Origin of the sequence: Hymenobacter pini (assembly GCF_020421205.1) — a bacterium.
Taxonomy (GTDB): Bacteria; Bacteroidota; Bacteroidia; order Cytophagales; family Hymenobacteraceae; genus Hymenobacter; species Hymenobacter pini.
In genome coordinates, this window is sequence record NZ_JAIZZH010000002.1 from 25,465 (window position 1) to 48,833 (window position 23,369).

Annotated in this window: 20 protein-coding genes; 11 read left to right on the forward strand and 9 right to left on the reverse strand. The window is 57.0% G+C overall.

Annotation, left to right across the window (positions count from 1 at the left end; genetic code table 11):
• Positions 1-99: 99 nt before the first annotated feature.
• From LF252_RS06405 to LF252_RS22780, 4 genes are all read left to right on the forward strand, one after another.
• Complete coding sequence (locus LF252_RS06405) at positions 100-627, forward strand: GNAT family N-acetyltransferase (protein WP_226268746.1); 528 nt, start codon at positions 100-102, stop codon at positions 625-627.
• Between the two features lie 106 nt (positions 628-733).
• Positions 734-1,510, forward strand: coding sequence for a glycosyltransferase family 2 protein (locus LF252_RS06410; RefSeq protein ID WP_226268747.1), 777 nt, complete (start codon positions 734-736; stop codon positions 1,508-1,510).
• Positions 1,511-1,522: 12 nt separating this feature from the next.
• Entirely contained in the window at positions 1,523-2,185 is a 663-nt protein-coding gene (locus LF252_RS06415; RefSeq protein ID WP_226268748.1) for a lipid-A-disaccharide synthase N-terminal domain-containing protein, read from the forward strand.
• A 244-nt stretch (positions 2,186-2,429) separates the two neighbouring features.
• Entirely contained in the window at positions 2,430-2,558 is a 129-nt protein-coding gene (locus LF252_RS22780) for a hypothetical protein (protein WP_262904887.1), read from the forward strand.
• A gap of 132 nt (positions 2,559-2,690) precedes the next feature.
• Here LF252_RS22780 and LF252_RS06420 read toward each other — a convergent pair whose 3' ends face one another.
• Complete coding sequence (locus LF252_RS06420; RefSeq protein WP_226268749.1) at positions 2,691-3,662, reverse strand: GDP-mannose 4,6-dehydratase; 972 nt, start codon at positions 3,660-3,662, stop codon at positions 2,691-2,693.
• A 169-nt stretch (positions 3,663-3,831) separates the two neighbouring features.
• On the opposite strand from LF252_RS06420, the gene LF252_RS06425 reads away from it, so the two are divergent.
• Complete coding sequence (locus LF252_RS06425) at positions 3,832-4,731, forward strand: glycerophosphodiester phosphodiesterase (RefSeq protein WP_226268750.1); 900 nt, start codon at positions 3,832-3,834, stop codon at positions 4,729-4,731.
• Positions 4,732-4,814: 83 nt separating this feature from the next.
• Entirely contained in the window at positions 4,815-6,494 is a 1,680-nt protein-coding gene (locus tag LF252_RS06430; protein ID WP_226268751.1) for an ArnT family glycosyltransferase, read from the forward strand.
• Between the two features lie 183 nt (positions 6,495-6,677).
• On the opposite strand, the gene LF252_RS06435 is transcribed toward LF252_RS06430, so the two are convergent.
• The 5 genes from LF252_RS06435 to LF252_RS06455 form a co-directional block, all read right to left on the reverse strand.
• The gene (locus tag LF252_RS06435; RefSeq protein ID WP_226268752.1) at positions 6,678-7,703 is read right to left on the reverse strand and encodes a hypothetical protein; all 1,026 of its coding nucleotides are present in this window, start codon (positions 7,701-7,703) and stop codon (positions 6,678-6,680) included.
• A 1,073-nt stretch (positions 7,704-8,776) separates the two neighbouring features.
• The gene (locus tag LF252_RS06440; protein WP_226268753.1) at positions 8,777-9,916 is read right to left on the reverse strand and encodes a tetratricopeptide repeat protein; all 1,140 of its coding nucleotides are present in this window, start codon (positions 9,914-9,916) and stop codon (positions 8,777-8,779) included.
• Between the two features lie 86 nt (positions 9,917-10,002).
• Complete coding sequence (gyrA, locus tag LF252_RS06445; protein WP_226268754.1) at positions 10,003-12,591, reverse strand: DNA gyrase subunit A; 2,589 nt, start codon at positions 12,589-12,591, stop codon at positions 10,003-10,005.
• Between the two features lie 128 nt (positions 12,592-12,719).
• A complete protein-coding gene (locus LF252_RS06450) occupies positions 12,720-12,959 on the reverse strand; it encodes a hypothetical protein (RefSeq protein WP_226268755.1) in 240 nt (79 codons plus the stop codon).
• Positions 12,960-12,976: 17 nt separating this feature from the next.
• Entirely contained in the window at positions 12,977-13,660 is a 684-nt protein-coding gene (locus tag LF252_RS06455; RefSeq protein ID WP_226268756.1) for an HD domain-containing protein, read from the reverse strand.
• Positions 13,661-14,001: 341 nt separating this feature from the next.
• Between LF252_RS06455 and LF252_RS06460 the strand changes: the two genes are divergently transcribed.
• From LF252_RS06460 to LF252_RS06470, 3 genes are all read left to right on the forward strand, one after another.
• Entirely contained in the window at positions 14,002-15,453 is a 1,452-nt protein-coding gene (locus LF252_RS06460) for a L,D-transpeptidase family protein (protein WP_226268757.1), read from the forward strand.
• A gap of 167 nt (positions 15,454-15,620) precedes the next feature.
• Positions 15,621-16,193 carry a fasciclin domain-containing protein gene (locus LF252_RS06465; protein WP_226268758.1) on the forward strand — a complete coding sequence of 191 codons (573 nt, stop codon included), beginning with the start codon at positions 15,621-15,623 and terminating at the stop codon, positions 16,191-16,193.
• Between the two features lie 138 nt (positions 16,194-16,331).
• Positions 16,332-16,976, forward strand: a complete 645-nt coding sequence (locus tag LF252_RS06470; RefSeq protein WP_226268759.1) for a flavin reductase family protein — start codon at positions 16,332-16,334, stop codon at positions 16,974-16,976.
• A 424-nt stretch (positions 16,977-17,400) separates the two neighbouring features.
• Here LF252_RS06470 and LF252_RS06475 read toward each other — a convergent pair whose 3' ends face one another.
• The 3 genes from LF252_RS06475 to pdxH all read right to left on the reverse strand — a co-directional run bounded on the left by LF252_RS06475 (position 17,401) and on the right by pdxH (position 20,121).
• Positions 17,401-18,006, reverse strand: a complete 606-nt coding sequence (locus tag LF252_RS06475; RefSeq protein ID WP_226268760.1) for a Maf family nucleotide pyrophosphatase — start codon at positions 18,004-18,006, stop codon at positions 17,401-17,403.
• Positions 17,999-19,321 carry a DUF1015 domain-containing protein gene (locus LF252_RS06480; protein ID WP_226268761.1) on the reverse strand — a complete coding sequence of 441 codons (1,323 nt, stop codon included), beginning with the start codon at positions 19,319-19,321 and terminating at the stop codon, positions 17,999-18,001. Before LF252_RS06480 ends, LF252_RS06475 begins: the two co-directional genes overlap by 8 nt.
• Positions 19,322-19,470: 149 nt before the next feature.
• The gene (gene pdxH, locus LF252_RS06485) at positions 19,471-20,121 is read right to left on the reverse strand and encodes a pyridoxamine 5'-phosphate oxidase (RefSeq protein WP_226268762.1); all 651 of its coding nucleotides are present in this window, start codon (positions 20,119-20,121) and stop codon (positions 19,471-19,473) included.
• A gap of 223 nt (positions 20,122-20,344) precedes the next feature.
• Here pdxH and LF252_RS06490 point away from each other — a divergent pair, with 223 nt between their 5' ends.
• Positions 20,345-20,911 carry a YqgE/AlgH family protein gene (locus tag LF252_RS06490; protein ID WP_226268763.1) on the forward strand — a complete coding sequence of 189 codons (567 nt, stop codon included), beginning with the start codon at positions 20,345-20,347 and terminating at the stop codon, positions 20,909-20,911.
• A 48-nt stretch (positions 20,912-20,959) separates the two neighbouring features.
• A complete protein-coding gene (locus tag LF252_RS06495) occupies positions 20,960-23,251 on the forward strand; it encodes a DUF349 domain-containing protein (protein ID WP_226268764.1) in 2,292 nt (763 codons plus the stop codon).
• Positions 23,252-23,369 lie beyond the last annotated feature (118 nt).

Below are 23,369 nucleotides of genomic sequence, written 5' to 3' on the forward strand. Positions count from 1 at the left end.
CGCCCTTTGCTTCCAAACAAACCTGAAAACGCTGCCGGTGCCTTCCGTAGGTTCGGGCAGCGTTTTTCCATTTCTTCAACTCTGCCAGTTCCGTTTCCAATGCCTTCTGCCGCTATCCAGTTATTACCCCTGCGAATTGACCAGGCTGCAACTTTCCACCGCTGGCTGCAGGACCCGGAGGTTATTCTTTACTCCTTGAATGCCTTCCAGCAAATGGATTCGCCGGTGAAAGTTGCGGATTGGCTGGAAGCCACGCTGGTGGATGCGCGCTGCCTGAACCTGGGTGTGTACCTATCGGAAACCCAGGAGCTGATTGGCCACGCGGGTATATCCGGCATTTCGACTGTTAATCAGGCCGGCGAATATTTCATTCTGCTAGGCGAAAAGCGGTACTGGGGCCAAGGTATTGCCACGGAAGTAACCCGGCAAGTGGTGGCGCGCGGTTTCGATGAACTGGGCTTGAACCGGATTATGCTCACGGTTTCGGAGCCGAACCAGGGTGGGGTGAAAGCCTACCAGCGGGCAGGATTTCAGCTGGAAGGCCGGTTGCGGCAAGCGTGCTACCGAAACGGTACCTTCCATGATAAGCTGGTGATGTCGGTGTTACGTGAAGAGCAGAGCGTGTAGTGTACGTAGGGTGCCAGAACCCACCTGTTCGGCCGCTTTTGCGTATGGGCAGGTACCGTGCTCAAAACCTTGCGTACCTTGCGCCCCGTTTTACCCCTTTGCTTCTATGTCTGCTGCTCCCGACCGCGCTGCTTATCTCGCCTCCCAAAGTCTCACGGTGCTGGTACCCGTGTATAATGAAGAAGAAAGCCTGGGGCAGTTTGTGGTGGAGATGGACAAGTTTCTGGCCGAAACGCCCGTGCCTACTACTGTGCTGTTCGTAAACGACGGCTCCACCGACGGTTCCCTGGCCATCCTGCGCGACGTATGCCGGCAGAAGACCCAATATGAGTTCATCAGCCTGAGCCAGAACCGGGGCCTGAGCACGGCCGTGAAAGCCGGCATCGACCACGCCCGCACTACGCTCATCGGCTACATTGACTCCGACATTCAGACGACCCCGCTCGACTTCCTGACGTTCTTTGAGTTCCTCCCGGAGTTCGATATGGTGAACGGCATCCGGGCTAAACGCCAGGACACGTTCGTCAAAAAGATGTCGTCCGTAATTGCCAACACGGTGCGCCGCACGCTCATCAACGACGGTATTCAGGATACGGGCTGCCCGCTGAAAATCATCAAAATAGAATATGCCCGCCGGATTCCGTTGTTCCACGGTATGCACCGCTTCCTGGGGGCGCTGGTGCAGCTGCAGGGCGGCCGGGTAAAGCAGCTGCCGGTGCGCCACTTCCCGCGGTTTGCGGGCACGGCCAAGTACAACCTCTGGAACCGGGCCTGGAAGCCTTTGGTGGACACCTTCGGGTTTCGCTGGATCCGAAGCCGCTGGAAGAACTACGAAATCGGGGAGGCCCACCGCCAGGAAGCTGGCGTGGCCGCCGCCAAGTAACCCCGAGGCGCTATGACGACGCAAACCGTTGCCCTGGGTATTGGGCTGGTGTCGCAGCTGCTGTTCTCGAGCCGCATTGTGCTGCAGTGGATTCAGAGCGAACGGGCCAAGCGGGTGCTGGTGCCCACCCTGTTCTGGCAGATCAGCCTGATTTCCTCTTTTCTGATGATTGTGTACGGCATCCTGCGTCATGACCCCGTGATTCTCGGGGCGCAGGTAATCAGCTACGCCATCTACATCCGGAACCTGCAACTCCTAAAGGAATGGGACAAGCTGAACCCCTGGTTTCGGGCCGGGGCCTACGTTTTTCCGGTGGTTATGTTAGGTTGGTTTGTGGCCGGTACTCAGCACTTCAGCCTGCGGGCCATGCTGGGCAGCCGTATTCCGGCTGGGTTACTGGCCCTGGGCGCCGTGGGGCAAACTATTTTCCTGCTCCGCTTCGTGTATCAGTGGATCTATTCCGAGCGGAAAGGGGAGTCCTCGTTGCCGCTGAGCTTCTGGGTTATCAGCTTCGTGGGCTCCGTACTGATTCTGGTGTATGCCTTCCTGCGCTGGGACGCTGTGCTCATTATCGGCAACGTATTCGGTACGGTAGTGTACGCCCGCAATATTGTGCTGCTCCGCCGCGAATTACGCCGCACGGGTCCCAATGAACTCAGAGCCCCGGTGCGGTAGATGAGCTTAGCGAAGCAAAAAAGCGGGAGTGGTGACTAGTCACCACTCCCGCTTTTTTGGTATTATATGCGTCCTTAATTCCTCCCATACTGTCCGTTGTTAGCACGAAATGCGTGCGTATCTTTGAACCAAGCGTACGGTAAACACCCCGCCAACACGGTAGCCTATAAACGGCGAAACCCCGACTGTTGGCGCAATCGGGGTTTCAAGAAGCGGGTGAATACACACCCTATCTTCTTACTCCATGAGAAAGGTGCGTACGAACCCGAAACAAACCGTACGGCGGTTTCTTCGGGAGAACAAGTCCCTGCTGCTGCAGGTGACGCTGTTTGTACTGAAAGAGTGGCTATTGCCGCTGTTCCACCACAAATAGCCGGTTCGGACAGGGGGCGGGGCCTGGCCCGGCTCCCTGTTTTAGCGGGGCCGTCTGCCACGCTTTGCAAACATACGCAGTTCCCCAGATTTTGGTGCGCGAAACTTCTAATTTTTCGGTCGGATAAGTAGACTAGTGCGGCTGCTGGTCAAGCCATTGCACAAATTGGGATAACCCATCCGATAGTGTAGTTTTAGGAGCGTAGCCAAGCAACTGCTGCGCTTTGCGGATATCGGCGTAGGTAATATCAACGTCGCCGGCCTGCATAGGCTGAAACTCCAATTGAGGCTCAACCCCCACGGCCTCGCCCACGGCGGCAATGAGTTCCAGTAGCGGCACAGGGCGGCTGTTGCCTAGGTTCACGGTTTCGTACACGTGCTCACGGCTGAGTAGGTACTGTACGCCGGCCACAATGCCCGCCACGGTATCCAACACAAATGTGTAGTCGCGGGCCGTGCTTCCATCTCCGAAAACAGAAATAGGGTGGTTTTCGCGTAGCAGCCGCACAAACTTATGGATGGCCAGGTCGGGGCGCTGCCGGGGGCCATACACGGTAAAAAACCGGGCATTCAGCACGTCCATCCCGTAGAGGTGGTGGTAGGTATAGGTGAGCTGCTCACCACTGAGCTTGGAGGCGGCGTAGGGCGAGATGCAGGCGGCCAGCAAGGGCATATCCTCCCGAAAAGGCTGCTCCGGGGTGTTGCCGTATACCGAGGAGGAGGACGCGAAGAACAGCTTCTGAATGTCGCGGTGGCGCATCCATTCCAGTAGGTGCGTGGTGCCCAGTACGTTTGCTTCCAGGTAGCCAACTGGATCTTTTACCGAGGGACCCACTCCGGCCTTGGCAGCCAGGTGAACCACTACATCCACGGGGTCGGCGGGCAGGGCATCTACCAAGGCATCCAGTCCGTGGCGCAAATCGGCCTCATGAAAGCTGAAACGGGGGTGGGTGAGGCAGGTAGCCAGATTCTGCTGCTTCAGGGCGCGGTCATAAAACGGGTCAAAATTATCGAGGCCGATGACACGATGTCCGTCGTGCAGCAGCCGTTCAGCGAGATGCGAGCCAATAAAGCCCGCGCAGCCCGTTACCAGAATGGATGCCATGCGTGGGGTGCAGGGAGAAAAGGAGGGAGAAAGATGCTTGCCCGGAGGCGGGGCGCAAAGGTAACCGGAATTACCCGCGGCCGGTTATGCTGCGTATACAGGGGGGTGCCGTTGCCGGTTGTCTGTTGCGGGCCGGGGCACGCTTCTGCTTCTTTCCACTGCTCCTGTCATGAACACATTGGTATCCGCGTTGCTTCGGCCTTTGGCCGTGAGCTGTACTCTGCTGGTGGCCGCTGCCCCGGGCCGGGCAACCGACGAACCAACTGCCCCAGCCCCGGCCGCGCGTTCGACGCTCGTTATTGGCCACGCAGGGTCCGGCTTTTTTCATTTTTTCAATCCATTACCTCCCAGCAGCCTCCGCAGTGTGGAGCGGGCGTTGCATCGGGGCGCCGATGGGGTAGAAGTGGATGTTCGCCTGAGTCAGGATAGCATCCCGGTGTTGTACCACGACAATACGCTGGCGTCGATGACCAATGGGATGGGCTGCGTGAGCCAAACTCCCGCGGCTGTTCTTACCCAACTACGCTACCGGGGTGGCTGGCCCTATGACTGGCTGCAGCACGAAAAGCTGCTCACTTTCGAAACCTTGCTCCAGCGGCTGAGTCAGGAGCCCGAATTTCCCTATCTGCACCTGGACCTGCACGAGGATGATGACTGCAACGGCAGCGACGTGGCCCGCAGCCAGGCCTTAGCCCGTCGGTTGCGGGATTTGATAACCAAGTATCAGGTTCCAGCCAGCCGGCTGCTTATCCTTACCAACCGGGCCAGTACCCTGGAGTATCTGCGGGTGCTGCTGCCTCAGGTGCCGTTGGGTTACGAAATGAACAACGAGTTTGCGCAGGATGTAGCCACGCTCCGGCAGCTTCCGCAGGTGCAGGTAGCCGTGTTGCACAAGGATGCCATCAACCCCACCCGCGCGGCTGAGCTCCATGCGTTAGGGCGGGAGGTAGTCGTTTTCGGTGGGCGCTCAGCCCGGGCCGTTAGCCGCGTGGTAGCCACCGGCCCCGATGCCTACGAGGTAGATAACGTTCGGCAGCTGCGTACGACGCTACGCCGCCAGCAGCCCTGATACTTGGTTAGCCGGATCAACCTATGCGCTAGCCCCGTAGTGTGTGCTACGGTGGCTATTCTTTGTCTGTATGTTTTGTCTGTATGCCCTCATTTCTACACCAAGTATCCTCTAGTCGATGGGGGCGAGTTGCCACGGTATTAGGAGTATGTGCCTGTAGCTTCTTCTGGCATGGGTCGGCTCCCGCCGTCAGCCTGATGGAAGCGCGCAACTTTGTAGCCGCCCGTGAGATGGTAGCTGGGGGTTCTTGGCTGATACCTACCATGAACGGGGAACTGCGCCTGGCCAAGCCGCCCCTACCTACCTGGGCTACCGCGGCCGTACAACTGGTTACGGGCCCCACCCACGATTTGGGTATCCTGCGGCTGCCCGCTGCCATTATGGCTACCTTGCTGGTGGTATTCTTCTGGGGATTGGCCCGGGAACTGACGCGAAATCAGCCGGCCGAAACCGCCGCACCCGGTCGCACGGCCTGGCTAGGGGGATTGATATTGGCCAGCAGTCTGTTGGTCATCACCACCGGCCGGGAGGGGCAGTGGGACATCTTTGCCAATAGCTGGATGGTGGGCTGCCTGTGGCTTCTGGTGCGGGGGTGGCAGCGCCCGGATGGTGGCTGGGCTAGTATAGTAGGTGGTGGGGTGTTAGCTGGTCTGGCTATTCTGAGCAAAGGTCCGGTTCCGCTCTATGGGTTGTTGTTACCATTTCTGGTGGCATACAGTGTGGGGCAACCTGATAACCGGGCTAGGGTACGGGAACACTGGAAATCCACGTTGGCCGCAGTGGTGGTGGCACTTGGTATCGGTTTGAGCTGGCCAGCGTATATCTGGTGGCACGTAGCCCCGGCGGCGCGAGCTGTGGCCCACACCGAAATATCATCGTGGGCCGAGCGGCACGTACAACCCATCTGGTACTACTGGTCGTTTTTCGCTTTCACCGGGTTGTGGGCCCTCACGGCGTTAGCCGGGCTAATTCCTTCTTATGCCCGACGGCGCGTTTCCCCCTACATCCCCTACATGTTGGCACTAGGGTGGGCAGTAATCGGGCTGATATTACTGAGTCTGGTGCCGGAGAAAAAGGAGCGGTATATGCTGCCGTTAATGCCTCCGTTAGCCCTGCTGGTGGCGGGGGTGCTGCGACACTGGGAGTCAGGTCTCCTGGCCCGTACCGATAAACTTCTGGTGCGAAGCTGGGGCGTGCTCCTGGCCAGTATAGCCCTGGCTTTACCCATTCTGATGGCCGTTACCAGCCTGCCGGGTTTCGGGCTATGGTCCACGCGCTGGATAATGGGCGTAGTGTTGTTTCTAGGAGTGGCCGGCTGGATAGGAGGGTGGGGACTGTGCCGGCCACGGGTCAAATTACTTACAGGAGCTACGTTTTTGCTGGCTGGCGGCATTCTAGGCCTATTGATGCCAGCGTATCCAGCCTGGGAAGCCCGCCGGGACACGCCGGGTCTGGTGCGTATCACCGATGTGCGTCGGTTACCAATGGCTCAGGGTATATCCCAGTGGCGGAGCCTCGATACCGTGCACGTTAAGCAGGTGTGGAACGTTGGACGTACCGTGCCGGTGTGGCATCCAACTATCGATTCATTGAAGCGTCTGTATCGACCAGTCATGTTACTGGCAGGCTCACCCATCCATCGTAAGCTGCCGGTAGGGTGGGATAAACATGTCCGACTACACGGTGTAGATAGCTTTTATCTGGGCCGTAATGCTTCTGCCGGATATTGGTTCGTCGCGAGGATAGATCCAATTTTAAAGTAGGAGTGCTTGGTTAATGTAGGCTGGTTATGAGTTACTTGTAAAAAAATCTATTTAACATAATTCATTAACATAAAGAATCTTTGGTACAGGTTTAGAAAAATCCCCCACCTGACTGCTACTGGTCTGTCAGTAGTCGAGTGGGGGATCCTGATAGGATAATGGCAGGACGAGGCCGCTTACGCTTTACGAAGCAGACAGGCGTCGGCGTATCTGCTTCAATAGTACCTCTACAATATCAAGGTCATCCGTTTCCTGCAGGGATAGTTGGGTATCAATGCCTGGTCCTTGAATGTGTATGGAGTAAATGCCCGGTTGTGTTTGGGTGGCTGGTTGATGGTTTCGCTGAGCCGTTGCAGCGGTGGATTCAACGGGTGGCTTTGGCGGAGCTGCTTCGGGCAATACACTGGTAGCTATAGCCTGGGTAGGTGCACTGTTGAACGAAACAGGTGGTTGTTCCTGGTGTAGCTCGGGATGTTCCAGGAAAGGAGTTTCATCCAAGTCATCCGTATCCAGCCCAAACAAGCTCGACACCGCATCAGCCGTACGGGAAGGAGCTGTAACGGGAGGCACAAAGCCCGCAAGCTGGCTAGGACTTGAATGTGTGTTAGTACTTACGTGAGTAGGAGGTGTACCAGCGGCTGCAGATGCTGACGTAGCAGAAGAAACCCCCCGAAAGAGATTCGTGGGCATTTCAGTACTCGCCAGCTCTTTACGCGGTGCTTGTTGAGCAGCTAACTGGTCGATGTCAGCTATGACATTGTGCTCATCGAGGATACCGGCCATCCGGGCACCATCGATAAATGCTTTGGCTACCCCCTGCGCATTAATTTCCTCAACCCCGAACTCCCGTACCAGCATTACATCAAACATGTGCACCGGTAGCTCGCGGTTGCGGAATTTCCGACAGATCTGATTGAACAGAGGAGGGTGCAAGAACGCCTCACGGTGGTAAATACGCTCCTCATTTTTATCGTAGGCATGTTTGATGCGACGAAAGAGGTTAGTAGTAGTCAGGAATTCACGCTTACTGGTAAGTAGCCCAAACTTTACAGCCGAGCCAATGATGGCTTTAAAGGAGCCGCTTACTTTACGATTGAGTTTCCGCGCTGCTGTATCAATGGCACACTTTCCACCAGTGTCATCGACAACCTCAGCTACTTCCCAAGCACTGATATAAGTGGTGCGTGGATAGTCTATGGTCTTAGGCATAAAAAAGAGTGAAAGTCAGAGTGAGTAATACAGGAGCAATAATACAGATATACGAGATATAAAAGTATATGTTAGCAGTATAAAGTATATAAAAGTTGAACTTTCTTATACTTTTTATACCAATTTATACTATTGTATATTTGCTGTGGATAATAACGGATGAAAACTTAAGTACATTAATATTTAATACCCTCTATTATAGGGGCGGGGAGGACGGGAGAGCACTAAAGGACCCTAAACATCACAATACTGCCTTACAGCACGCTTTGAGCCTGATTTGCAGGAGTTAACCCATATAATATTTGAGTCGCACAAATGCCATGATAAACGACTATAATGAGTGGCTGCTCAACTGCAGCAATGTTCTCGCCAGTGTGCTTCCTATGTAAGAGTTTGCCCGTAGGATATCCGGTGAAAACCGATATGAGTAATAGGAGAGAAGCTTCAAAGCGAGTTCTTATCCTAAGGACAAGCGCCTGGCCCCACACCCAGGATTATCACTCCGCATGCATCCCTGTCTACCTGTTCAATCCTGGATAAGCGCGTACATACCTGAAACGCTAGAAACGACCGTGGCTTCCGCAGCTGCAGTAATAACTGTCCAATAGGCAAAGTCGTAAATATTCTTAATGCATCCGTCACTGCAGTTTCGTTAAGCCGCTGCAGCATCAGTCTTCCTATGCATGACGTAAGTACTGATGCTGCAACAGCTGGCAGTTACTCAGCCAACCACTAGGATATTTTACAGATACCTGTCGGTGGAATTTTGCTAACCAGCCACAGCATAATACCGCTCCGCAGTACAACAGTAGAATCCGGACGCTACTTTCTCATTGGGCTATTCGAGCAGTATAAGTCCTGAACATTCTTTGCAAGCACACATGCTTAATAGAGAGCAGGACAAACTCTCGTCGACAGGCCGGTTAACGGCAGATAATACAGGGTAAATAGAAATATTCAACTGTCTTATAATTTATATTATGTTAAGTGTAAATTAAGAATAAAGGCCGAACCTCCCGATCCGGCCTTTTTATAACTCCCCCACTTATAATACAGTGAGGTTGTTCTGCACTTTATTTCTTGGCGTCCAGCTTAGCTGACATACGCTCTGAGTCCGCCGTGCGGCCCACTCGCAGGTAAGCTTTCTGCAACGACGAGATGGTAGAACGGTCATCGGGTTGGATTTGCAATGCCTTCTCGAAGTAAGGAATTGACTCCTGGAACCACTTCTTGCCATCGGCTTCGTATTTCTTACCGCTCTTCTGGTATTCGGCCAAGCTCATCTTGCTAGCCTTAGTGAACAACTCCGCGCCTTTGTTATAGTTGTATACACCAAGGTTAAAGTTGGCATCAAAGTTATTCGGCTCGACTTCCACTGCTTTCTTGTAAGCATCCATCGCTTGGGCTGGCTGCTTAGCAGCATCAAGCAGTCCGCCTTTTACAGCATACAGATTCGCATTTTTAGGATCGGCAGCAATAGCCGCGTCAATTTTTGCCAGGGCATCTTTACTACGGCCCGCGCTGATATCCATATTCAGCTCTTCCAGCATAAAGCCTTTGTTTGAAGGGTATGCGGCCCGGGCATCTTGAATGGCTTTCATTGCACCAGCCTCATCCTTATCTTGACGGGCTATTTGCAGCAGGCGGCCGTACATCTGCGGAGACTTATACCCAATGCCTTGCAGCTTGCCATACATTTCCTTAGCTCCGGCGAAGTCCTGATTGGCTTCAGCAGCATACGCAGCATATAGATACGCTGTGGAATCCTGCGGGCGAATCTGCTGAGCCATTTTATAGGATTCGATAGCCTTGGCGAAATCCTTGCCGTTGTAGCTCTCTACACCGGAGTTCAGGGCCAGACCATACAGACCGTCGAGTTTGGCGGTAGCCATCTTGCCGTACTCACTGTCTTTACCCTCCAAGCTTACTGCCTTGGAGTACGACTCGAAAGCCGTTTTGGTAGCTTCCGCGGCAGGCACTGATTTACCGTAAATGGGGCTGGCTACAATGCCTTCGTAGATTTCACCCCGCGTATACCAGGTTTTGGCTTTGCCCTGGGTTTTCTCGTTGGTGATGGCCTTATCGATTTCCGTGCGGGCTTTATCCAGCGTGCCTTGCTTCTGATAGAGAATGGCGTTGGTAACGGCAGAATTTTGAGCGGAGGCCGTGTGCAAAGCAGCGGCCGCCACGAGCGTCAAAACAAGCTTCTTCATGGGAGTTTTGCTGAAGAATTACAGGTAAAGTGAAAGGAATTGCAAGACAAACGGCAGAACCCGTTTCCGAGTTCTGCCGCTGCAAGTTAATTAGCGCTGATTAAATCAGGGTCCGTCAGGTCGCTGAGCCCGGCTCCCGGATTCCCGGTAAGCCCCTCCCCGTCCGGATTTGAGCCGTTCGACTCCCCTGACTGCGTGAGGTCTAGCTCAGCATCCGGCTCTTTCTCCTCAGTAGCTACTTTAGCAACCGAAGAAATTTCGTCGCCCTGGCTGATTTTGAGCAACCGCACACCCTGGGTAGCGCGGCCAATGCTTCGCAGCTCACTCATCCGCAGACGAATGGTGATACCCGATTTGTTGATGATCATCAGGTCATCGGCGTCGCTTACCGACTTGATAGTTACCAGCAAGCCCGTTTTATCGGTGAGCTTCATGGCCCGCACGCCTTTACCGCCACGGTTGGTGATGCGGTATTCCTCCAGCGGGCTGCGCTTCCCATAGCCGTTTTCGGAAACTACCAGCAGTTCATCCTGGCTGTCTTTGTCGATGCACACCATGCCTACTACCCGGTCGTCAGACATTTCCTCCGACAAGGTAATGCCACGCACACCGGCGGCCGTCCGGCCCATGGAGCGTACTTTTTCCTCGGGGAAGCGCACGGCCCGGCCGGAACGCAAGGCCAGTACTACCTCGGAATTACCGTTGAGCAGCTGCACGTCGAGCAGCCGGTCGCCTTCGTTGATGGTAATGGCGTTGATACCGGCGGTGCGGGGGCGCGAGTAAGCCTCCAGCGGGGTCTTCTTCACAGTGCCCTGCTCGGTGCAGAACATCAGGAAGGTATTATCGAGGTAGTCCGGGTCGCGCAGGCCGCGCACGTTCAGCACGGAACGCACATTGTCTTCGCGCGGAATTTCGATAAGGTTCTGGATAGGCCGGCCTTTGGTGTTCTTGCCACCTTCGGGCACTTCGTACACCTTCAACCAGAACACGCGGCCGGCTTCGGTGAAGAATAGCAAGTACTCGTGAGTGGTGGCCACAAACAGATGCTCCGTGAAGTCGTCCTGCTTGGAAGCCGCCCCGCGGGCCCCTACTCCTCCCCGGCCCTGCGCCCGGTACTCGTCCAGCGCCGTGCGCTTGATGTAGCCCTCGCGGGAGATGGTAATTACCATGCTCTCGTCGGCAATCATATCCTCCATCGAGAAGTCGCCGCCGGCGTACTCGATGCTGGTGCGACGGGCGTCGCCGTAGCGGTCCTTGATATCCACCAGCTCCTGACGGATAATGTCGCGCTGCATATCCTCGGAGGCCAGCACGGCCTTCAGGTGGTCGATGAGCTGCATCAGCTCATTGTACTCCTGCACCAGCTTGTCGCGCTCCAGACCCGTGAGGCGCTGCAGACGCATATCCAGGATGGCGCGGGCCTGCACCTCACTCAGCGAGAACCGCTCAATGAGCTGGGCCCGGGCCACGTCCCCGTCGCGGGAAGCCCGGATGAGGGCAATTACCTCGTCGAGGTGGTCGAGGGCAATCAGCAGACCTTCCAAAATGTGGGCCCGCTTCTGAGCTTCGGCCAGCTCATAGCGGGTCCGGCGCACCACCACGTCGGCCCGGTGCTCCACAAAGTGGTGAATCAGGTCCTTGAGGTTGAGCGTCATGGGGCGGCCTTTTACCAGCGCCACGTTGTTGACACCGAAAGACGACTGCAGCTGGGTGTACTTGAACAGGTTGTTCAAGACCACCGTGGGCATGGCGTCCCGCTTCAGGTCGTACACGATGCGCATACCGTCCCGGTCCGATTCGTCGCGCAGGTCGGCAATGCCCTCAATCTTCTTCTCGTTGATAAGAGCCGCCGTCTTCTCAATCATCGAGGCCTTGTTCACCATGTAGGGAATTTCGGTCACGATAATCTGTTCCTTGCCGGCGGGCGTGGTTTCGAAGTGGGCTTTAGCCCGCATCACCACCCGGCCGCGGCCGGTTTCGAAAGCCTGCTTTACCCCTTCGTAGCCGTAGATGATACCACCGGTGGGAAAGTCAGGAGCCGTTACGTGCTCCATCAGCTCGGCAATGGTAATGTCGGGGTTGGCCAGGTAGGCAATGATGCCGTCGACTACCTCCGTGAGGTTGTGGGGGGCCATGTTCGTGGCCATACCCACGGCAATACCGGTGGTACCGTTGACCAGCAGGTTCGGAAACTTGGCCGGCATCACCGACGGCTCCTCCAGGGAATCGTCGAAGTTGGGCTGAAAATCCACGGTTTCCTTGTCCAGGTCGCCCAGCATTTCATCGGCCAGGCGCTTGAGGCGGGCTTCGGTGTAACGCATAGCGGCCGGCGAGTCGCCGTCGATGCTGCCAAAGTTCCCCTGTCCATCCACCAGCGGGTAGCGCAGGCTCCAGTCCTGGGCCATGCGCACCATGGTGTCGTACACCGAGGAGTCGCCGTGGGGGTGGTACTTACCGAGCACCTCCCCCACGATACGGGCACTCTTTTTATAGGATTTGTTGTAGGATACGCCCAGTTCCGACATACCGTAGAGCACGCGCCGGTGCACGGGTTTGAGGCCGTCGCGCACATCGGGCAGGGCCCGGGAGATGATAACCGACATCGAGTAGTCGATGTAGGCCCCACGCATCTCATCTTCAATGTTTATCGGAATGATCTTTTCGCCTTCCGCCATAGGGAGAATGTAGTCGGCTGCGCGCCGCCAGCAAGTGGCGGCGCGCAGCCCGTGAGAAGTTACTTGGTTAAGTCTGCAAGATAGGTAAAAAACCCCGTTTTACCTAGCCAGAAGCCCGATTTACCCCGTTATTTAAGGGTGTTTTTTCGGTCGTTTTTGTGCTTGCCGTCCTGCTGCTTGTGCACCTTGATTTTTTCGCCGATGGCAGGATTTTGCTTCTTCCAGAGAGGCTGCCCACGAAACTTATTTCCGCCGTGCAAATGCACCTTGCGGGTATGGCAGGATTCAATGGGGCAAGTACGGCAGGAAGCCACCAGCAAGACCACTGCGGGCAGCAGCCAACGGGAAACAGAGGAAATAACACGCATGGGGTAAAGATATAGGATTAGGCGCGGGCCACATCCTGGCCCTCCCACTCGCGCAGAAACTGCGTGAGGAAATGCTCCATGAAGGCATGGCGCTGCTCCGCCACGCGGCGGGCGGCCTCTGTGTTAAGCCGCTCCCGCAGGTGCAGCAGCTTCTCATAAAAGTGGTTGACGGTGGGCGCCGTGTTCTGCTTGTAGCTCTCGAAGGTGGCGTGCGTGACGGGCGGCACGGCGGGGTCGTGCAGGGGACGGCCCTTGTGGCCCCCGTAGGCAAAGGCCCGAGCTACCCCAATGGCCCCAATGGCATCGAGCCGGTCGGCATCCTGCACCAGCGCCCCTTCCACCGAGCTCATGGGCGTGGCCACGCCGAGGCCCTTGAAGCTGATTTCACGGATAATGGTTTCGACGGCCTGAATAACCGGTTCGGGCGCCAGCTGGCTTTCCAGCCACTCCCGGGCCGCTTGGGGACCAGCTTCTTCGTCACCGCCGTGGAATTTCCAGTCTGCCACGTCGTGCAGTAGCGCACCTAGCTCTGTCACCAGCAAATCAGCGCCCGGTGTATCCTGGGCCAGGGCCCGCGCCACCTGCCACACCCGCCGGATATGCTCCCAGTCGTGGCCGGTGCCTTCGTGCAGAAATTTCTCGCGGATAAAGTCCGCCGTACGGGTTATTAAATCAGCCGAAGCAGCAGGTACCTGCGTCATATTGTGCGTTGTTAGTGTCAGCAAAGAGGAAGCAAAGGTACCTTCTTCCCTTCGTACGCAGGCCCACAAGTCAGCGCAATCATCACGAGTTGGGCAACCTGTCTATCCCAAGGGTTGAGCAATTCTCGGAGCAGCGGTTACAGTGGTGGTTATGGTTGAGGCGGTTGGTGGACCACATCCGTGCTCAAAGTAGAACAGTACCGCTCTAGGATTTACCCATTTTTATCTCGAAATTATCTGAACAAAGCACCGATTCCGCTCCTTCCCATTTCCTGCTCCCGGAGTCTATGCTCTGAGCTTTACCTACCTCGCTTTTCCGACACCTTCTTACCCCTGGCATCATGGATTGGCTAAGAAGTACCCTGCGGCTTGTTTTGGCGCTATGTACATTGCTTAGCTGCGGCAGCGCACTCCCCCTGCTGGCGGCTCCTCGGGTTGCGCTAGCGCCGGAAGCCGAATCAACGGCGGCCCAGCAGTCGGTGCGGGTGCTGTTGGCCAACCCGGCAACCGATGCGAAGCTGGGTCTGCAGGCGGGACAGGTGGTGCGGCTGTTTTACGCCCGGCACGAATACCGCACACATTGGGTTCAGCCAGCGGGCTGGAACGAACCGGCCCAATCGGCACTGGCCGTGCTGGAGCGAGCCGCCGATGTGGGGCTGGACCGTCGGCGGTACGCGTGGGCTGTACTGCGGGCGTTGCCCGATTCTTTGCTCCAGGTTCGGGGCGCGGCCCGTAGTGAGTTACTAGCCGTTTCGGAAGTGCGCCTCACCGACGCCCTGCTGCATTACCTGCAACATGTGCGCTATGGGCAATTGGAGCCGAACACGCTGCTACCAGCCGCAGCCCCCGATAGTAGCCGGGCCGAACTGCTGACCCGGCAGCTGCAAGAGATACTTACAACCTCCAATCTTCCCGCGGCCCTGCACGCTTACCAGCCCGGCAGCCGCACATACCTGCGGCTGCAAGCCGCCTGGCAACGGGCACTGCACGCCTCACCGGCCGATTCTAGCCGGCTGATGCAGGACACAACGGGTGGGTTTCGGCGGGTGGCGCTTAACCTGGAGCGCCTGCGCTGGCAGGTACCCGCCGATACGGAATACGCCGTCGTCAATATCCCCGCTTTCCATCTGCAGCTTGTGCGCAATGGGCAGGTGGTGCAAACGCATCGGGCTATTGTGGGTAAGCCCGAAACCCCAACCCCCGTGCTGAGCGGCCGGATAGTGGTGTTTGTCACGGCTCCCGAGTGGCGGGTGCCGTACAGTATTGCGGTACGGGAGTTCCTGCCGGAACTTCAGCGCGACCCAAGCTACCTCTACGATAACCATTACCGCCTGTACGACTGGCAGGGCAAGCTTAAAAACCCGTGGCGGGTGGACTGGCAGCGGGTAACGCCGCAGAAGTTCCCCTACACCATCCGCCAAAAAGCCGGCTCCTATAATGCGCTAGGAAACGTGGTGTTCTACTTTCCTAACCAGCAAACCGTATTCCTGCACGACACCCCTGCCCAATCCGCCTTCACCCGCACTGATCGGGCCCTCAGCCACGGGTGCATCCGCATTGAGAAACCACTGAAACTAGCCGATTATCTTCTGCGCCGTGAGGGGCGCGCTAAAGAGTTACCGACGTTTTACCAGAGTATCCGGACCCACGAGAAACACCGCTTCGACCTGCGCAGCGGCTTGCCCATCTATTTAGGCTATTATACCTGTGAGGTTGAGAATGGGAAAATCGTTTTCTTCCCCGATATCTATCAACAGGATTATCCATTGGCTCAGGCTCTGTTTGAAAAATAGATTATAGGGATTGGTGCGCTATTTTTTCATCCCATAATTCACTGACTTATTTATTTATACATGATTCTGTAAAATATTTTCACCAGGCAGTAAATCCAGCGAAAGGAGTGGTGGCGTACATGCCGGCAAATAGATTCACCTTACAATCATTTGCCACCTCTCTCCTCATGAAAAAGCACCTGCTTTCTTTCGCTCTGGTTGCCCTGATGGGCTCGGCCGCCGCTACAACAGCCACTGCACAAGCTAAACTCACCCCCGGCACTGTTTCGGTTGGCGGCGAGGCTATGTACCCCAACAAGAACATTGTCGAAAACGCCGTTAATTCCAAAGACCACACCACGCTGGTAGCCGCTGTAAAGGCCGCAGGCCTGGTGGAGACGCTGCAGGGCAAAGGCCCCTTCACCGTGTTTGCGCCCACCAACGCCGCCTTTAATGCGTTGCCCGCCGGCACGGTAGAAACTCTGGTGAAGCCCGAGAACAAAGCTACCCTGACTAAAATCCTGACCTACCACGTGGTAGCCGGCAACATGACGGCCGATAAGATTATGGCAGCCATTAAAGCAGGCAAAGGCACTGCTACCCTGAAAACGGTAAGCGGCGGCACACTGAAAGCCATGATGAATGGCCCCAAGAATATTGTTCTGCAAGATGAGAAGGGAAATATTTCCACCATCTCTACGTACGACGTTGTTCAAAGCAATGGCGTAATTCACGTAATTGACAAAGTGCTGATGCCCTAATTGCATAATTAATTAAAAAAATAATATCGGGGCAGCCGGGTAAATTATTTACCCGGCTGCCCCGATATTATTTTTTCTATAGTCTTGAGACAAATAGTCAACAAGTTGGTTACTAGCTGCACTCTTACACGCGCCAATATGCCCCACCTGACCGCCGCCGACATTGCCCACCTGGAAAAAGTATACCGCCTGAACTTGGTGAATGCCATAACAGGCTTTAAACCGGCGAACCTACTGGGCACGGTGAGCGAGCAGGGACAGGAAAACCTGGCCATCATCAGCTCAGTGGTGCACTTGGGGTCAAATCCGGCCTTGCTGGGGCTGGTGATGCGGCCGCCTTCTGCTGAAAGCCACTCCTACCACAATATCCGCGCAACCCGCTGTTACACGCTCAACCACGTGCACGAAGGCATTGCCCGGGCAGCCCACCATACTTCCGCCAAATTCCCACGGGAAGAATCAGAGTTTGCCGCCTGCGGGTTAACTCCTGCCTATCAGGATGACTTTCCGGCCCCTTACGTGCAGGAGAGCCGCCTGCGCATTGGCCTCAAACTAGTACAAGAGCTACCCATTGAAGCCAATGGCACAGTACTGCTGGTGGGCACCGTTGAGCACCTGTATTTACCTGAAAACGGCACGCTCCGCCCGGATGGCTCCCTGGATCTTACCGCCGCCGGCACCGTGGCCCTGAGCGGATTGGATACTTATTACCAAGCAACGCCCGTGGCCCGCTTCGGCTATGCTCACCCGCATCAGCCCCTACCAGAGCTGCCGCTGAAATAGGCTATCTTAATTGAGCCATTTTCCAACCTACAAAAAGCAACAACAGACCAATCCAAACCACAGCATAACGCTCATAACTGCTTGCCAGTGAGTAGGAATCAGTGGCTTTTCCGCAATAATACAAGTAGCAGGTTTAGCTGGGTGGTACAAAACCCGCAACTTATTGCCCGGGCCAAATCCCATAATGGCAGACGTGTTCTGATCGGTGAGTGTACACACTTCCTCGCCGCTGGTATCGGTAAATGCTACACGCGCTGAGCGTCGCCGGCTCCGACCATATCCTTCCGTATGCCATTCTAGAAAAATTGCAGGGGCAGGTAGCCAGGTTTGCCAAATAATGAGACTTCGCCGATAGGCGAGGATACTGGAACATATTTGCCACCCAGTAAACACAAGCACCAGTAAGGACCAAACGAACATTATACTACACTCTCGCAACGTCCAGCTTCACCAGTTCCTCCCACACCCGGTGTACGGGCAGGCCCATTACGTTGAAATAGGAACCTTCTAAACGGGTCACGGCTACCATGCCAATCCAATCCTGGGCACCGTAGGCCCCAGCCTTGTCCAGGGGGTGATACTGCTGCACGTAATGCTCAATTTCCGGGAGGCTAAGTGGGCGGAAATGCACGCGCGTCTGGTCAGAAAAAACTACCCGGCGACCGTCGCCGTGCAGCAGGCACACGCCGGTATATACATCGTGGGCGCGGCCCTGCAGGCGCTGCAGCATCTGCACCGCCTCGGCTTCATCGGCGGGCTTGTTGAGGACATCGTTATTCAGGCACACGATGGTATCGGCGGTAATTACCAACTCATCGGGGGCCAGATCTGCAGCGTAAGCTGCCGCCTTGTGAGCAGCTAAATACTCGGCTACTTCCGAGCGCACCAGATGCGACGGAAAAGACTCGTCCACCTCCCGCAGGCGGATTTCATAGGTCAGGCCTAGCTCGGTGAGTAACTGGCGGCGCCGGGGCGAGTTGGACGCCAGCACCAGCCGCACGGAGGATGGTGCGTGGGAAGAATCAGCCATGAAATGCGGCAAAAAAAGGCGACTGGGCTTCAACAGCACTGATGCTGCTGAACAGGAAGCCACCGATGGTTTTGGGGTAAAAGAACGTTGATTTGGGAGGCATCACCGCGCCCGAATGGCACACCCGCTCCACCTCCGCCATGGTTACCTCATTGGTGATGAAAGCCGCCCGCGCCTCTCCCCGGTCAACGCGGGTCAGGCATTCCGGGAAGTTGCGCACGTAGGCCACACCGGGCCACTGCCGCTGCGCCTCCGGGCCCACAATACCCAGCGCTTTTTCCAGCACAAAGTAATGCAGCACCGTCAGGTCCAGGGCCTTCACCTCCGGAGTTGTATCCCAATCAAGCAAACCGTGCACCTCGGGCCGCAGGCGAATCTTGTACACGTGTCCTTCACCCAGATACAGGCCAAAAGCCCACGGCTTGCCGGCAATTCGCTCGGGCAGGTCGTACGGGTCATCGAGGGGTAGCACCGTAAAATACGGGGCCAGCCGGGCCAGCAGCTCGGCCTCAGTGAGCCCGCCGGGCAACTCCAGTACCAGCCGGTGCGTGGGCAGAATACGCAGGTCGTCGGCCGCGGCGTTAGTTAGGTACATCAAGTGGTAGTTCCACGGCTCCCGGCCCGTGTAGGCTGCCCCGGCCGCCTGCTGCCGGGCCTGCCGGTACGCCAGGGAACCTTCGTAGCGGTGGTGGCCGTCGGCCAGGATTACCTGCCGCTCCGCCAGCACCTGCTGAAACAGCCGGATGGTCCGGGCATCCTGAATAACGGCCAGCACGTCGCGTGCGCCCTGGTAATCTTCCTCCGTCTGGTAGAGCGGGTTGCGCATAGCCTCATCCATGTAGTGCTCCAGAGAAAAGGCATCGTCGCGGTACAGGCCATGCGTGGCACTGGTCTGGAATTCGGTGCGGGCCAATAGCTCGGCCCGGTCGTTAACGGCGGCGGGCAGAGTGTTTTCGTGACGAAGCACCACCTTTTCCGCCCACTCATAGGCCCGAATGTGGCACATGAAACCCTTGCGGCAGTACTCCCGGGTGCTGCCCGGCAGGCGGAAATACTGGTAATACACGTAAATACCCGGCAACTCGTCCTGACGCAGAACCTCCTGCTGTATCCACTCCTGCAGACGGATGCGCGCCTCCCCAGCCGGATCAGTTCCCCGGGGCACCGACAGATGAATGCTGTTGAGCGGGTTGCGGTACAGCGCCTCCCGCTGCTTCACCGATACCACATCAAACAGCGGGGAAACGTATTCGTCAATCTGCTGGCTTAGCTCCGGGTTGTACCGCCAGCCGCGCACGGGTTGAATTTCAGCCAAGGAATCTGGTGTTGTTTACGGAGAAAACTAGGTTCATTAGAAGCGTACGTGCACATCGGCCTGTATGGCTCCATCTAATCTTCCCTCCTATTGCCCGATCCTTTTCGGGCACCTATGTACGTTTAAAGTATTCCGGTAACCGCCCCTGTTCAGGGAGCCAGGCGGCTGATGCGCCAGCCATCCGGGTGCCGCTCATACACCAGCCGGTCGTGCAGGCGCGAGGGGCGGCCCTGCCAGAACTCAATCCGGTGCGGGCGCAGCACATAGCCGCCCCAGTGCTCGGGCCGGGGCAAGGGCTCCTGGCCGGCAAAACGGGCCGCTACCTCTTGCTCCCGCTGTTCCAGTTCCTCGCGCGTGTGAATAGGCTGGCTTTGGGGTGAGGCCCAGGCCCCGATCTGACTGCCCCGGGGGCGGCTCTGAAAATAGGCCGTGGACGCATCGGGCGCGGCTTTCTCTACCCGGCCTTCTACCCGCACCTGCCGCTCTAGCGCCGGCCAGAAAAACGTGAGGGCCGCCAGTGGGCTGGTAGCCAGCTCCTGCCCCTTGCGCGACTCATAGTTAGTAAAAAACAGGAATCCGTCGTTGTTGGGCAGGCCTTTCAGCAGTACTATCCGGGCGGCGGGCTGGCCTGCTTCGTTCACCGTGGACAGCGTCATGGCTGAGGGCTCCTCCACGCGGGCGGCCAGGGCTTCATCAAGCCAGCGCTGAAACTGCACCACGGCATCGGCCTGTACATCAGTTTCGGTAAGGGTTTGGCGGGAATAGGTCTGGCGCAAGCCCGCCAGTTGCTGGTCGGTCATGGAATTGGGGTGGTAAGTAGCAGGTTATCACCAAGGGGCGCAGCCGGCAACCGGACGCACCCACTAAATACAACCGCAAGGTAGCACAAATGATGGGCCGCCGTGGAACCTCAGCCCCCTCGCTCCTCGTACCTGTAGAGAAGTTGCGGCCGGCACAGGGTATACTGCCCGCCTTGCAGGGTTCGTTGTTTCTCTACCGGTCCTCACCTGTTACCTACTTGTTATGGCTCGTCTGCATCCTGGTAGTCTGCTGATTTCACAACCTTTTCTGGGCGACCCAAACTTTGAGCGCACGGTCGTACTGCTGTGCAGCCACTCCGAGGAGGAAGGCTCTTTCGGGCTAGTGCTCAACCGCCCATCTACCCTGCAGTTGGGCGACGTGCTGGAGCTGCCCGGCGGGCAAGCGTTGCCCGCCGCCCAAATTCCGTTGGGAGTTGGTGGCCCCGTTCAGCCCGATACTCTCCATTTTCTGCACCGCGCAAGCCAGCTTCCCCAGGCTCAGCCCCTAGGTGATGGGGTCTTTTGGGGTGGAGAGTTTGGCGAGTTGTTGCAGAACCTCATAACGGCCGCCATTCCTCCCAACGACGTACGCTTGTACGTGGGCTATTCGGGCTGGACTGCGGGGCAACTGGCTGAGGAAATTCGGGAAAATGTCTGGATTGTGCACCCCGATGCTGCCGCGAAAGTATTTACTTTGACCACCGATGCCTTCTGGCAATCCATTTTGCGGGAAAAAGGCGGCCGCTACCGGATGCTGTCCAACTACCCCACCGACCCCCGCCTTAACTAACGCTCCTCCACTTACCCGGCCCCGAGCCGGGTGTTCTTGTCGTTGAATATGCTACCTGACCAAGATACCCCCACGCCCGCCGAAAATGGTGGCAACGCCGAGTCGCCACAGAGCATTTTAGAGCGCCGCCTCGCCGAAATTCGCTCCCGGCAGTCGGGCCCCGATGATATCACCGAGCGGCCGCCCCAGGGCACGCCCCCGTTGCCAGCGGAGCCCGCCGGGGCCGGAACGGCCGAGCCTGAGGCCGCTGAAAACGAACCGGCTCCCGGCACCCCTGAAGCTGCAGCCGCTACCGAATCGGCAGCGCACGTACCCGCCGAGGCACCCGTTGAAGCTCATTCTGCCGGTGAGGCCCGCGCCGTTGCGCATTACGGTACCACTACCCCCGCCGATGCCTCAGCCGATAACGCAGCGCAACCCACTGCTGCTACTGAGCCTTCCTCGGTTGAGAGTTCAGCCACTACTGCTCCCGAGCCAGAAGCTCCGCACGTAACGCCGGTAGTGGAGCTGCCAAACAATGCGTCGGTTGAAGCCGCATTGGAAACCAGCCCCGAAGTAGGCTCACTACCCACTTCTTCGGACGCGGCGGCAGTGGAGGACGACGAAGAATACATTTCTGAAACTCCGGCCGCGGATTTTGACTCCCTGGACCGCCCGGCGCAAACTCAGCATCTGCTCACGCTGCTGCAGCGCCCGGACGCCCGCCAGAACCGCCGTCAGATTATGGACCTGCACCGCCAGTACGAAACCGGCGTACAGGCTGACCGCACCGCCGCCCGCGAGCGGTACCAGGCCGAAGGCGGCGCCGCTGACGACTTCAACTACCCCGGCCCCGCTGGTTATCCTGAGCTTACCAAGGCCGTGCAGGGTTTCCGGGAAAGCCGGGCCCGCGACGCCAAGGCCGAGGACGAGCAGCGCGCTAAAAATCTGGCGCATAAACAGTACCTGCTATCACAGCTCCGTACGTTGGTAGAGTCGGCGGAAACGAAAGACAGCTCCGCCCGCATCAAGGCTTTGCAGAATGACTGGAAGGCCACCGGCCCGGTACCCCAAAAAGATGCCCAGGAACTGTGGAACAGCTACCACGCCCTGCTCGACATCTACTACAACAACCGGGGGCTTTTCTTCGAGATGAAGGAGCTGGACCGCCGCCGCAACCAAGAGGCGAAAGAGGGCCTTATCACCCGGGCGGAAGCTCTGCAGCAGCAGCCCAGCATTAATAAAGCACTGCAGGAGCTGCGGCAGTTGCACGAGGACTGGAAGCACATTGGCCCTGTGCCTAACGAGCAGCGCGAAACCCTGTGGCAGCGCTTTTTGCAGGCTTCGGAGCAAGTACACAACCGCAAGCAGGAGTTCTTGTCAGCTCGTCAAACCCAGGAAAATGCGAACCTGGAGCGTAAAACGGCGCTTCTGGAACAGCTTCGACCCTATGGCGAATTCCAGACCGAGCGGGTAAATGAGTGGCGCACCAAAACAGACGAGCTGCAGAAGCTGAAAGAAGCCTGGGACGCAGCCGGCCTGGTTCCCCGTGAGAAGGCGGAGCAGCTGAACAAGCAGTTTTGGGGAGCTTATAAAGGATTCTTCCAGAAGAAAAATCAATTCTTCAAGGCCCTCGACGAAGAGAAAAACGCCAATTTGAAGCGCAAACTGGCCCTGTGTGAGCAAGCTGAAGCCGCATTGCAAAATCCGAACTGGGAAGAAGCCCGGGAAACGGTTATCCGCCTGCAGAAAGACTGGAAGCTGATTGGCCGGGTGCCCGAAAAACAGTCGGACAAAGTGTGGAACCGCTTCCGCACGGCCTGCGACGCCTTCTTCGACCGGAAGAAAGAAGAGACCCGGCAGCGGGAGCACCACGCCCAGCAACTCAGCCAGGAGCAGCAGCAACACCTGGCCCGCGTGGCCGATACCGTCGCCGCTTTATCAGCCGACCAGCCCGGCACGCTGGAAGGCTTCCGCCAGCACGTGCACGAGTGGCGGGCATTTGATGGGGCCCGTGTTAGCCACCAAGCCGATGAGAAGTTCCAGTCCCTGATGGCCTCCTATCTGGATAAAGTGCCCGGCCTTACCTACCCTGAGCGGACAGACTTGCTCTTCAGCCTGCAAATTGAGCGTTTGAAAGCCGCACCTGATGCCCAGCAACTGCTGTATAAAAAAGAGCAGGCACTTCGCCGGGAAATCAACGAGCTGGAAAACGACATTTCTACCCTGAAAACTAACCTGGAGTTCTTTGCCCGCTCGAAAAACGCCGGCCAGTTGCGGCAGGAATACCAGGGCCGCATTGATGAAGCCCAGTCCCGAATTGATGGACTGAAACGCCAGCTTAAAGCCGTGCGCAGCTAACGCCGCTTCTGCTTCGTAAAAGAGGCCTACGGAACACCTGTAGGCCTTTTTTTATTTTCCGACTACTCAGACACTTATCGGGTGCCGCAATAAATTATGGACAGAATATTTGCCCTGC

Excerpts from the sequence above, each read along its gene's own strand:
- LF252_RS06405 (WP_226268746.1), top strand. The coding sequence starts at position 100 with ATGCCTTCTGCCGCTATCCAGTTATTACCCCTGCGAATTGACCAGGCT.
- LF252_RS06410 (WP_226268747.1), top strand. The coding sequence starts at position 734 with ATGTCTGCTGCTCCCGACCGCGCTGCTTATCTCGCCTCCCAAAGTCTC.
- LF252_RS06415 (WP_226268748.1), top strand. The coding sequence starts at position 1,523 with ATGACGACGCAAACCGTTGCCCTGGGTATTGGGCTGGTGTCGCAGCTG.
- LF252_RS22780 (WP_262904887.1), top strand. The coding sequence starts at position 2,430 with ATGAGAAAGGTGCGTACGAACCCGAAACAAACCGTACGGCGGTTTCTT.
- LF252_RS06420 (WP_226268749.1), bottom strand. The coding sequence starts at position 3,662 with ATGGCATCCATTCTGGTAACGGGCTGCGCGGGCTTTATTGGCTCGCAT.
- LF252_RS06425 (WP_226268750.1), top strand. The coding sequence starts at position 3,832 with ATGAACACATTGGTATCCGCGTTGCTTCGGCCTTTGGCCGTGAGCTGT.
- LF252_RS06430 (WP_226268751.1), top strand. The coding sequence starts at position 4,815 with ATGCCCTCATTTCTACACCAAGTATCCTCTAGTCGATGGGGGCGAGTT.
- LF252_RS06435 (WP_226268752.1), bottom strand. The coding sequence starts at position 7,703 with ATGCCTAAGACCATAGACTATCCACGCACCACTTATATCAGTGCTTGG.
- LF252_RS06440 (WP_226268753.1), bottom strand. The coding sequence starts at position 9,916 with ATGAAGAAGCTTGTTTTGACGCTCGTGGCGGCCGCTGCTTTGCACACG.
- gyrA (WP_226268754.1), bottom strand. The coding sequence starts at position 12,591 with ATGGCGGAAGGCGAAAAGATCATTCCGATAAACATTGAAGATGAGATG.
- LF252_RS06450 (WP_226268755.1), bottom strand. The coding sequence starts at position 12,959 with ATGCGTGTTATTTCCTCTGTTTCCCGTTGGCTGCTGCCCGCAGTGGTC.
- LF252_RS06455 (WP_226268756.1), bottom strand. The coding sequence starts at position 13,660 with ATGACGCAGGTACCTGCTGCTTCGGCTGATTTAATAACCCGTACGGCG.
- LF252_RS06460 (WP_226268757.1), top strand. The coding sequence starts at position 14,002 with ATGGATTGGCTAAGAAGTACCCTGCGGCTTGTTTTGGCGCTATGTACA.
- LF252_RS06465 (WP_226268758.1), top strand. The coding sequence starts at position 15,621 with ATGAAAAAGCACCTGCTTTCTTTCGCTCTGGTTGCCCTGATGGGCTCG.
- LF252_RS06470 (WP_226268759.1), top strand. The coding sequence starts at position 16,332 with ATGCCCCACCTGACCGCCGCCGACATTGCCCACCTGGAAAAAGTATAC.
- LF252_RS06475 (WP_226268760.1), bottom strand. The coding sequence starts at position 18,006 with ATGGCTGATTCTTCCCACGCACCATCCTCCGTGCGGCTGGTGCTGGCG.
- pdxH (WP_226268762.1), bottom strand. The coding sequence starts at position 20,121 with ATGACCGACCAGCAACTGGCGGGCTTGCGCCAGACCTATTCCCGCCAA.
- LF252_RS06490 (WP_226268763.1), top strand. The coding sequence starts at position 20,345 with ATGGCTCGTCTGCATCCTGGTAGTCTGCTGATTTCACAACCTTTTCTG.
- LF252_RS06495 (WP_226268764.1), top strand. The coding sequence starts at position 20,960 with ATGCTACCTGACCAAGATACCCCCACGCCCGCCGAAAATGGTGGCAAC.